Genomic DNA, 9,788 nt, shown 5'->3' on the forward strand with positions numbered 1-9,788 from the left:
CGGGCCTAGGCGGCGCCGCCGGCGACCAGCGGGCGGCGCTCGTGCACCGGCGCGCGCGCCGCCAGCCACGCGTCGAGCTGCGCCGCGGGCATGGGCCGGGCCACGTGGTAGCCCTGCGCCGTCGTGCAGCCGAGGTCGGCGAGCGCCGCGAGCGTGGCGGCGTCCTCGATGCCCTCGGCGACGGAGGCCATGCCCAGCCGCGTCGCGAGCTCGATGCCGGTGCGCACGATCGCCGCGCCGCGCGGCTCGTCGAGCATGGCCGTGACGAAGGACCGGTCGATCTTCAGCTCGCCGACGGGCAGGTCGCGCAGCGAGGCCAGCGAGGTGTAGCCCGTGCCGAAGTCGTCGATCGACAGCGTCGTGCCCAGGGCCCGCAGCCGCTCCAGCACCGCCTGGGCGCGGCGCGGGTCGGCGATGATCGCGCTCTCGGTGACCTCGAGCTTCAGCAGCCGCGCCGGCAGGCCCGTGCGGGCCAGCTCGCGGGCCACGCGGTCGGGCAGCGTCTCGTCCAGCAGGCAGCGGGCGGAGACGTTGACGGAGACGACCAGCGGGCGGCCCGCGAGCTCCCAGCGGCGCGCCTGCTCGCAGGCCTGGGCGAGCACCTCGTGCGTCAGGGGGTGCACGAGGCCGCTGCTCTCGGCGAGCGGCACGAACTCCGACGGGGGCAGCCGGCCCTCCTGCGGGTGCTCCCAGCGCACGAGCGCCTCGACGCCACGCACGCGGCCGCTGCCCAGGTCGAGCAGCGGCTGGTAGTCCAGCACCAGCTCCCCCGCGTCGATGCCCGCGCGCAGCTGGGCGAGCAGCCGCAGCTTGCGCGGGTCGTGGTCGTCCAGGGACGAGCGGTAGACGGCCACCGCCTCGTGGGCGGCCTTGGCGACGTACATCGCGACGTCGGCGTGCTGCAGGAGCGCGGCCTGCGTGTCGCCGTGCTCGGGCGCCACGGCGACGCCCGCGGTCGCGGCGAGCGTGAGCGTGACGCCGTCGACGAGGAAGGGCTCGTCGAAGGCGTGCAGGACGCGGCGCACGACCCGCAGGACGTCCGCGGTGGCGGCCTCGCCCTCCTCGGGCGTGGCCAGGACGAGGCCGAACTCGTCGCCGCCCAGGCGCGCCACCAGCTCGCCCTCGCGCAGCGTCTCGCGGATGCGGGGGCCGACCTGGGTGAGCAGCTGGTCGCCGCAGTGGTGGCCGAGGGTGTCGTTGACCTCCTTGAAGCGGTCGAGGTCGAGCAGCACCACGGCGACGCTGCCGCCCGCGCGGGTCTCCTGCAGCGCCGCCGCGAGCCGGGTCGTGAAGTGCGCGCGGTTCGGCAGCCCCGTCAGGGCGTCGTGGGCGGCCTGGTGCGCCTGCTCCGCGGCGCGCGCCTCGAGCTCGCGGGCGAGGTGGCGGGCGTCGGCGAGGGCGCTGGCCTGCGCGCTCAGCATCATCACGAAGTCCGTCACCGGGTCGGCCGCCGCGAAGTGGTCCAGGCGCAGGCCGAGGCGGTCTAGGTCGGACAGCGTCGTCACCCACGGCGAGCCCAGCAGCAGGACGCCGGCGGGCAGGGTCAGCAGCTGACCGCGCAGCACGAGCGGGCCGCTCGCGGCGGCGACGAGGACGAGCCCGGTGGGGGCCGGCGCCCCGCGGCCGAAGGACCAGCCGGTGCCCCGCGGGCTGCGGACCACGAGGTGGTCGGCCACCGCGACCCCCGGCACGAGGCCGGGGCAGGCGGTGCGCAGCGACGGCCCCACGCGGACGGCCGTGCCGGCGCCGTCGAGCACGAGGTGGAAGGGGAACGCCTCCGCGAGGACCTGCTCGAGCAGGTCGCCGGGGAGGTGGCCAGGGAGGTCGCCCGGACGCGTCACGGGAGCCGCGATGCGTGCCGGACGAGGAACTCGTCGTGGTCGGCGCCGTCCGCGGTCGAGCGGGTCCGGGTCGCCGTGGCCACCTGGCCCAGCAGCTCGCCGAGCCCCTCGACGAGGCCGACGACCATCGAGGACAGACCGGGCCGGTCGGAGTAGTAGTGCAGCGTGAGGGAGGAGGCGTCGAGCTCGTCGCAGCGGAACGACGGCGGGCGCAGCTCCGGCATCGTCAGGCTGACCCGGGCGTGCAGGGCGTCCAGCCCGCGCAGGACCTCGGCGACGGAGCCGCCCGCGGCCTGCAGCAGCGGCCCCCAGCCCTGCGCGGCGGTGAAGGTCACCCAGTGCCGGCCGAAGGCGACGAGGACGTCGTCGACGCTGAGCTGGAGCTCCTCGCTCGCGGCCTGCACGAGCCGGTAGGTGATCTCGTCGGGGTAGCCGGTCATCCCGACGAAGGAGGACTCGCTCACCTGCGCGCGGGTGCGGATCGCCTCCCACGTGGCGTCGCCCCCCACGGCGCGCGCCAGGTCGGCGACGGCGGTGTTGACGAGTCCGTACACGGCAGCCTCCTCGGGACGGGGCAGGCCACGTCGGGGACCCCGCTGTCGGGCATCGGCACGCGCGGGGTGCTCCTGGAGCGTGTCGCGCCGGCTGCTCCGCTCAGCCCCGCGGCGGCACCGGCCGGGGCGGCGGGCCCGCGTAGCGCGCGGCGGGGCGCACGACCCGGCCCTCGCCGGCCTGCTCGAGGACGTTGGCGCACCACCCGACGACCCGGCTGACGGCGAAGGTGGGCGTGAACAGGACCCGCTCGAGCCCGCAGAGCTCCATCACGACGCCCGCGTAGAACTCGACGTTGGCGTGCAGCTCGCGGCCGGGCTTGAGCTCGGCCAGCACCTCCACGACGCGCCGCTCGACGGCCGTCGCGAAGTCCACGAGGTCGCCGCCGAGCTCCTGCGCCGTCTCCCGCAGCAGGACCGCGCGCGGGTCCGCCGTCCGGTAGACCGCGTGGCCGAAGCCCATGATCCGCTCCCCCGCCGCGACGCGGGCGCGGACCCAGGCGTCCAGGCGGTCCGGGGAGCCGATGTCGTCGAGGGCCGCGAGGGCCCGGTCCGGTGCGCCGCCGTGCAGCGGTCCCGAGAAGGCGCCCAGGGCGGCCACGACGGCGGCCGCGACGTCGGCGCCCGTGGAGGCCACGACGCGGGCCGTGAACGTCGAGGCGTTGAAGCCGTGGTCGAGCGTGGCGACGAGGTAGCGCTCGACGGCGCGCACGTGGCGCGCGTCCGCCTCGCGGCCCGCGAGCATCCACAGCCAGTTCGCGGCGGTGCCGAGGTCGGCGCGCGGCGCGACGGGGGCGAGACCGGCCCGCAGGCGGTGCAGGGCGGCCAGGACGGTCGGGGTGGCGGCGCACAGCCGCAGCGCGTCGCGGGCCCGCTGCTCCGGTCCGAGGTCGAGGACGGGCCGCATCCCCTCCTCGGCGGCGAGCAGGGACAGCGCCGTGCGCAGGCCGGTCAGGGGCGCGGCCGCCGCACCGGCCGCGGCGATCCCGGGCAGGGCGGCCAGCACGGCCGGGCCGAGGGCGCGGGCCCCGCGCACCTCGGCCGCGAAGCCGGCGTGCTCGTCCGCCGAGGGCAGGTGCCCCCGGTGCAGGAGGAACCAGCCGTCCTCGACGTCGCGGGTGCGGGCCAGCTCCACGCCGGAGTACCCGCGGTAGTGGTAGCTGCCCTCCTGGCCGAGGACGTCGCCCAGCCGGGTCTCGGTGACCACCACGCCGCGGAGCCCGGCGGGGGCGAGGGGCGGCGCGGGGCGCGCTCCCGAGGTCGTCGTGGTGGTCGTCGCCGCAGTCGTCGTCATGCCGGGACTGTCCGGTACTTGACGCGAGTCGTCAACGTTGATCGGATCAACCGTGACCACCGTCCTGACCACCGCCGAGGCCGCGCACCGCCTCGGGGTGAAGCCCCAGACGCTGTACGCCTACGTCAGCCGCGGGCTGCTCACGAGCCGGCGCCGGCCCGGGACCCGCGGCAGCGTCTTCGACGCCGACGAGGTCGACCGCCTCGCGGGCCGCGGCCGCGCCGACCGGGTGCCCACGGGCGTGGTCGAGACCGTGCGCACGGCGATCACCTCCCTCGACGGCGACGACCTGCACTACCGCGGGCACCGCGCGGTCGACCTGGCCCGCACGGCCTCCTTCGAGGCCGTGGCCCGGCTGCTCTGGACGGGCGAGCTCACCGACGGCCCGTTCGAGGCGCCCGCCGACCTCGTCGCGCTCGTGCGCCGGGCCGTCGCCGTCCTGCCGCCCACGGCCCGCCGCAGCGACCACCTGCGGGTCGGGGTCGCCGTGCTCGGGGCCGCGGACCCGCTGCGCGCGGACCCCTCGCCCGCCGCCTTCGCCCGCACCGGCGCCCGGGTCATCGCCGTGCTGACGGCCGCCCTGGCGGCGCGCGAGCACCCGACGGTGGCCGGGCGGCTGTCGTCGGCCCTGCCCGGCGCCCCGGCCCCCGAGCTCCTCGACCCCGTCCTCGTGCTGCTCGCCGACCACGGCCTGGCCGTGTCCACCCTCGCGGCCCGGGTCGCCGCGAGCGCCCGCGCGACGCCCTACTCCGTGCTCGCGGCGGGCCTGGCCGCGGCGGACGGCGACGCGCACGGGTCCGCCAGCACCGTCGCGCACCGCTTCCTCGCCGAGGCGCTCGCGGACCCCCTGGCCGCGCTGGCGGAGCGCTGGCGCGCGGGCGTCGCGGTCCCCGGCTTCGGGCACGTCCTCTACGCGACCCGCGACCCGCGCGCCGAGGCGCTGCTCGAGACCCTGCCCGACGGCGCGGTGCGCGAGGCCGTGGAGGTGCTGCGCGACGCCGTGGACGACCTCCCCAACGTGGACCTGGCCCTGGCGGCCTTCCAGCACGCCCACGGCCTGCCCGGCGACGCGGGCGAGCTGCTCTTCGAGGTGGCCCGTCTGGCCGGCTGGGTCGCCCACGGCCTCGAGGAGCTCGCCGAGCCCAGCGTCCGGTTCCGCGCCGCGGGCCTCTACACGGGTGAGCCGCCCCGCCGCTGAGCGGGTGCTGGGGGAACGCTGCGCTGCACAGGAACCCGGGGGCACCGGGCACAGGCCCGGCACAGGCGCCGGGGCGAGCGTCCTGGAGACGACCGGACCAGCCGGTCGACGCAGAGGGGAGCAGGTCGTGAGGAAGAAGATCGCGACAGCACTGGCCATCGGCGCCATCGGCATCGGGGGGCTGGCCGTGTCGGGGTCGGCGTCCGCCGCCGACGACGCCACCAGCGGGGCGCCGACGTCCCGCATCGAGGCCATCAAGGACGCGCTCGCGGGTCTCGTGGGCGACGGGTCGATCTCACAGGACCAGGCGGACGAGGTCGCCACCACGCTGGGGTCCGCGGACCTCGGCCCGGGCGGCGGGCACGGTCCCCACGGCCGCGCCGGCGGGCCCGACCTGGCCACCGCCGCCACCACGCTGAAGCTCAGCGAGGACGACCTGCGCACCGCGCTGCAGGGCGGGAAGACGCTCGCCCAGGTGGCGGCCGACCAGGACGTCGCGGTCGACGACCTCGTCGCGGCGCTGGTGGACGCGGAGAAGGCGCGCATCGCCACGCAGGTGAGCGACGGCGACCTGACCCAGGCGCAGGCCGACGAGCGGCTGGCGGACCTGACGCAGCGGGTCACCGATCGGGTCAACAGCGCCGGCCGGCCCGGTGGCCGCGGTCCGGCCGGGGACGCCCCGGCGGCCCCGGCGGCCCCGGACGCCCCGGCGGCTCCCACGGCCCCCAGCGCCTCCCCCAGCGCGACGGCTACGTCGGGGACGTGACGCGGGGCGGCGGGTCCGCCCGCCGCCCCCGCGTCACGACGGCACCGGCCAGCCCGACGGCGACGCCGATCAGCGTCTCCACCACGCGGTCCCGCAGCAGCGCCCCCACGGGCTGCGGGGCCGCCAGCTGCACCGAGACCAGCGCGAGCGGGGTGATGAACACCAGGGCCGCGCCGTAGTTGCGGGTGACCAGCAGCTCGGTCGCGGCCTGCAGCGCGACGACCACCGCGATGACCGCGGGCACGGGCAGCGACAGCTGCAGCAGGACCGCGGCGAGCACCACGCCCACGAGCGTCCCGGCGGCCCGGTGGACGCCGCGCAGCACCTGCCCCCGCAGCGACGGCGCCGACAGGGGCACGACGGCCGCGACCATGGCCCACGAGGCGTGCCCCAGGCCGCCGGCCACCGCGAGGCCGCCCGCGACCCCCACGACGAGGGCGCACCGCACGACGTGGACGACGCGCCGGTGCGCCACCCACGGCGGCGGCGGCGCGGGCGCCGGGACGGCGGGCGCCAAGACCCGCTCGAGCAGGCCCAGCAGCACGGCGAGGACCGCGGCCCCGGCCGCGACGGCCACCGCGCGCACGAGGCCCGTCGCGCTGGTCGGCACCGACCCGCAGGCCGCGACGGCGAAGACGGCGAACAGCGGGCCCGGCGGGCGCCAGTGGAACCGGTCGGACAGGGCCGCGGCGAGCGCCGCCCACAGGGCCGCGACGACGACCGCGAGCGTCAGCCGGTGCGGGCTCGTGCCGACGGCCGCCCCGGAGGCGACCGCGGCCGTGAGCACGACGCCGAGGCCCGCCTGCACCCGCCAGCGCCCGGCCACGGCGGCGCGGCCGCCGTGCACCGACGCGAAGGTCCCGAAGGTGGCGTACAGCGCCAGCTCCAGGTGCCCCAGCGAGGCCAGCACCACCAGCGACACGAGCAGGCAGCCGCCCGCGCGCACGGCGACGCGGTGCGCGCCCGGCGCCGGCTCCACGGTGAGCAGCTCCGCGACCAGGGCCGAGCCCGGGCCCCGCTCCGCGCGGTGCGATCCCACGTCCTGTCGACCTCCTCCGTCGCCGTCGGTGTGCCGTCCATGGTGGCGGACCCCGTGCGGCCCCGGACGCACAGAGTCCCCTCAGGTCCTGCCTGGGTCCCCGCGAGGTCGGGCGCCGACGCTGGGCGCAGGCACTCGGACGATGGAGGACACCCGTGGACGCGAGCACCCTGCTCCCCGCACCGCCGGCCCGGCCCGCACCCGCGGTCGACGGCCGGCGCGCGCGCCGCGACGCGACCGTGCGGCTCGCCGCAGGCACGGCCCTGTGGGGCGCGCTGCTCCTGGTCACGTGGTGGTGGGCCGCCGACGGCGGGCTGCGCGACCTCGGCGGCTGGGCCGGCGGCCTCACCTCGGTCGGGCGCTGGAGCGGCCTGACGGCCTCGCTCCTGCTGCTCGTGCAGGTGCTGCTCATGGCCCGGGTCGCCGTGCTGGAGCAGGCCTTCGGCCAGGACCGGCTCGCCCGGGTGCACCGCTGGGTCGGCTTCACCTCCTTCGACCTGCTCCTCGTCCACCTCGTGACGATCGTCTGGGGCTACGCGGCCGGGGAGGTGGGGCAGGTCCCCGCGACCACCTGGGACCTCGTCGTGCACTACCCGGCGGTGCTGCTGGCGACGGCCGCGACGCTGGCCCTGGTCGCCGTCGTGGTGACCAGCGTCCGGGCCGCCCGCCGCCGGCTGCGCTACGAGTCGTGGCACCTCGTCCACCTCTACGGCTACCTGGGCGCCGGGCTCGCGCTGCCGCACCAGCTCTGGACCGGTCAGCAGTTCCTCGCCTCCCCCGCCCGGACGGTGTTCTGGTGGGGCGCGTGGGCCGCGGCCGCGGCCGCCGTCCTCGTGTGGCGGATCGCGCTCCCCCTGCGGCGCAGCCTCCGGCACCGCCTCGTCGTGACCTCGGTGGTCCGCGAGGACACCGACGTCGTCTCCGTCTACCTGACCGGGCACGACCTGGCGGGGCTCGGCGCCGAGGCGGGGCAGTTCCTGGGGTTCCGGTTCCTCGACGGCCCCGGCTGGACCCGCAACCACCCCTACTCGCTGTCCGCGGCGCCGGACGGCCGCAGCCTGCGGATCAGCGTGCGCACCGAGGGCGACGGCGGGCAGCGGCTGCTGCGGCTGCGCCCGGGCACCCGCGCCCTGGTCGAGGGCCCGCACGGCCGGCTCAGCGCCCGGGCCCGCACCCGCCCCGGGGTCGTGCTGATCGGCGCCGGGGTCGGCGTGACGCCCCTGCGCGCGCTCGCCGAAGCCCTGCCCTACGCGCCGGGCGAGGCCGTCCTGCTGCACCGCCACCGCGGCCGGCCCCTGTTCGCCGCGGAGTTCACCGTGCTGGCCCGCGAGCGCGGTCTGCGCGTGGTGGACCTGCCGGGCTCGCGGCGTGCCGAGGGTTCCTGGCTGGGGCCGGGCACCCCGCCCGTGGACGACACCCGCGCGCTGCGGCTGCTCGTCCCCGACATCGCCGACCGCGACGTGTTCGTCTGCGGCCCCCGCGCGTGGGCGGCCGACGTCCACCGCGCCGCCACCGCCGCGGGCGTCCCCGCCGAGCGGCTCCACCTCGAGGACTTCGGAGCGTGAGCACCATGAGCACCCCCGTCCCGGAGGCCCGCCGCCGGCGGCGCCTCGTCGTCACCGGCATGAGCACCCTCACCGCGCTCGTCCTCCTCTTCGGCTACCACACCTCCACCGACCCCACCGCGAGCGCCGGGACCGTCGCGGTGGGCACCGCGGTCGCGGGGTCCGGTTCCACGAGCTCGGGTTCCACGGGTTCGGGTTCCACGAGCTCGGGTTCCACGAGTTCCGGGTCGACGGGTTCCGGTTCGGCGAGTTCGGGTTCGGCGGCGGGCACGACCACCGTCACCGGCGACGCGGCCGACACCCGCTGGGGCCCGGTGCAGGTGCGGATCACCACGGACGGCTCCACCATCACCGCGGTCGACGTCGTCGAGTTCCCGACGGGGAACGGCCGGGACCAGGAGATCAACGCCTACGCCGTGCCGGAGCTGGTGCAGGAGACCCTGAGCGCCCAGAGCGCCGACATCGACATGGTCAGCGGCGCCACGGTCACCAGCACCGGATACCTGCAGTCCCTGCAGAGCGCGCTCGACCAGGCGGGGCTGTGACCACCGCGACGGGTTCCCGGACCGTCCGCCGCGTCGCCCACGTCATGGGGTTCCCCGTGAGCCTGGCCGTCCGCGGCCGGCACGCCGACGACGCCGCCGGACGGCGCGCGTGGGAGGACGCCGTGGACTCCCTCGCCCGGGCGGAGAGCGTGTTCAGCACCTACCGGGCGGACTCGTGGATCTCCCGGCTGGACCGCGGCGAGGTGGACGTCGTCGACTGCCCGCCCGAGGTCGCGGAGGTGCTCGCCCTGGGCGACGCGGCCGCCGACGCCTCCGGCGGCGCGTTCAGCGTCCACCGCCCGCGCCGCGACGGCGGGTTCGGGCTCGACCCGAGCGGCGTCGTCAAGGGCTGGGCGCTGGAGCGGTCCGCCGCGGCCCTGCGGGCGCTGGACGAGACGGACTTCTGCCTGTCCGGCGGCGGGGACCTGTTGTGCCGCACGCTCGACCCCGCCGCGGAACCCTGGCGGATCGGGATCGAGGACCCGTTCGCGCCGCAGCGGCTCCTGGCGCGGGTCCCGGTGTCGACGGGGGCCGTCGCCACCTCCGGCACCGCCCACCGCGGCGCCCACGTCGTGGACGCGCGCACCGGCGCCGCCCCCGCGGCCGTCGCCCAGGTCACCGTCGTCGGGGCCTCCCTCACGTGGGCCGACATCGACGCGACGGCCGCGTTCGCCCTCGGACCCGACGCCGCCACCTGGCTGTCCACGCGCGCGGGCCGCACCGGCCTCGTCGTGTGGGCCGACGGCACGACCACCCCCGTACCCGACGTCCAGAGGAGCCAGTGGTGAACCAGCAGCAGCCCAGCGGATCGCGGTGGGAACCCACCGACGGCCGTTACCCGACCGAGCCCCTGCAGGGCGTCGTCGTGACCGCCCCCCGCCCCCTCGACGCGCCGCCCCCGGCCGGGTCGTGGCCCGCGGCACCTCCCACCCGCGACCCGCGCCGCCGGCACCGGCTCGTGCTGGCCGGGGCCGCGCTGGGCCTCGTGC

9 protein-coding genes and 1 pseudogene are annotated in these 9,788 nt (G+C 77.8%); 6 read left to right on the forward strand and 4 right to left on the reverse strand.

Annotated elements, in window-relative coordinates; genetic code table 11:
- Positions 1 to 5: 5 nt before the first annotated feature.
- From F1544_RS14925 to F1544_RS14935, 3 genes are all read right to left on the reverse strand, one after another.
- A complete protein-coding gene (locus F1544_RS14925; protein ID WP_167586733.1) occupies positions 6 to 1,841 on the reverse strand; it encodes a putative bifunctional diguanylate cyclase/phosphodiesterase in 1,836 nt (611 codons plus the stop codon).
- Positions 1,838 to 2,395, reverse strand: a complete 558-nt coding sequence (locus tag F1544_RS14930) for a heme NO-binding domain-containing protein (protein WP_167586735.1) — start codon at positions 2,393 to 2,395, stop codon at positions 1,838 to 1,840. The genes F1544_RS14925 and F1544_RS14930 overlap by 4 nt, the downstream gene beginning before the upstream one ends.
- Before the next feature lie 100 nt (positions 2,396 to 2,495).
- Positions 2,496 to 3,686 (reverse strand): citrate/2-methylcitrate synthase, encoded by a 1,191-nt coding sequence (locus tag F1544_RS14935; RefSeq protein WP_167586737.1) that lies wholly within the window; start codon positions 3,684 to 3,686, stop codon positions 2,496 to 2,498.
- Between the two features lie 52 nt (positions 3,687 to 3,738).
- On the opposite strand from F1544_RS14935, the gene F1544_RS14940 reads away from it, so the two are divergent.
- Both F1544_RS14940 and F1544_RS14945 read left to right on the forward strand, forming a co-directional pair.
- Positions 3,739 to 4,884: a citrate/2-methylcitrate synthase gene (locus tag F1544_RS14940; RefSeq protein WP_167586739.1), complete on the forward strand. Its 1,146-nt coding sequence runs from the start codon at positions 3,739 to 3,741 to the stop codon at positions 4,882 to 4,884.
- 127 nt (positions 4,885 to 5,011) lie between these two features.
- Positions 5,012 to 5,650: a hypothetical protein gene (locus F1544_RS14945; protein WP_167586741.1), complete on the forward strand. Its 639-nt coding sequence runs from the start codon at positions 5,012 to 5,014 to the stop codon at positions 5,648 to 5,650.
- On the opposite strand, the gene F1544_RS26455 is transcribed toward F1544_RS14945, so the two are convergent.
- A complete protein-coding gene (locus tag F1544_RS26455) occupies positions 5,634 to 6,689 on the reverse strand; it encodes an FUSC family protein (RefSeq protein WP_167586743.1) in 1,056 nt (351 codons plus the stop codon). The two genes, F1544_RS14945 and F1544_RS26455, sit on opposite strands and share 17 nt — an antisense overlap.
- A 155-nt stretch (positions 6,690 to 6,844) precedes the next feature.
- On the opposite strand from F1544_RS26455, the gene F1544_RS14955 reads away from it, so the two are divergent.
- The 4 genes and pseudogenes from F1544_RS14955 to F1544_RS14970 all read left to right on the forward strand — a co-directional run.
- Positions 6,845 to 8,254, forward strand: coding sequence for a ferredoxin reductase family protein (locus F1544_RS14955; RefSeq protein ID WP_208971924.1), 1,410 nt, complete (start codon positions 6,845 to 6,847; stop codon positions 8,252 to 8,254).
- A 5-nt stretch (positions 8,255 to 8,259) separates the two neighbouring features.
- Positions 8,260 to 8,799 (forward strand): FMN-binding protein, encoded by a 540-nt coding sequence (locus tag F1544_RS14960; protein ID WP_167586745.1) that lies wholly within the window; start codon positions 8,260 to 8,262, stop codon positions 8,797 to 8,799.
- A complete protein-coding gene (locus F1544_RS14965; protein WP_208971925.1) occupies positions 8,796 to 9,587 on the forward strand; it encodes an FAD:protein FMN transferase in 792 nt (263 codons plus the stop codon). Before F1544_RS14960 ends, F1544_RS14965 begins: the two co-directional genes overlap by 4 nt.
- A pseudogene (locus F1544_RS14970) lies at positions 9,584 to 9,788 on the forward strand (hypothetical protein); the annotation flags it as partial. The gene F1544_RS14965 and the pseudogene F1544_RS14970, both read left to right, overlap by 4 nt.

Origin of the sequence: Kineococcus rubinsiae, from assembly GCF_011839805.1 — a bacterium.
GTDB classification, from domain to species: domain Bacteria; phylum Actinomycetota; class Actinomycetes; order Actinomycetales; family Kineococcaceae; genus Kineococcus; species Kineococcus rubinsiae.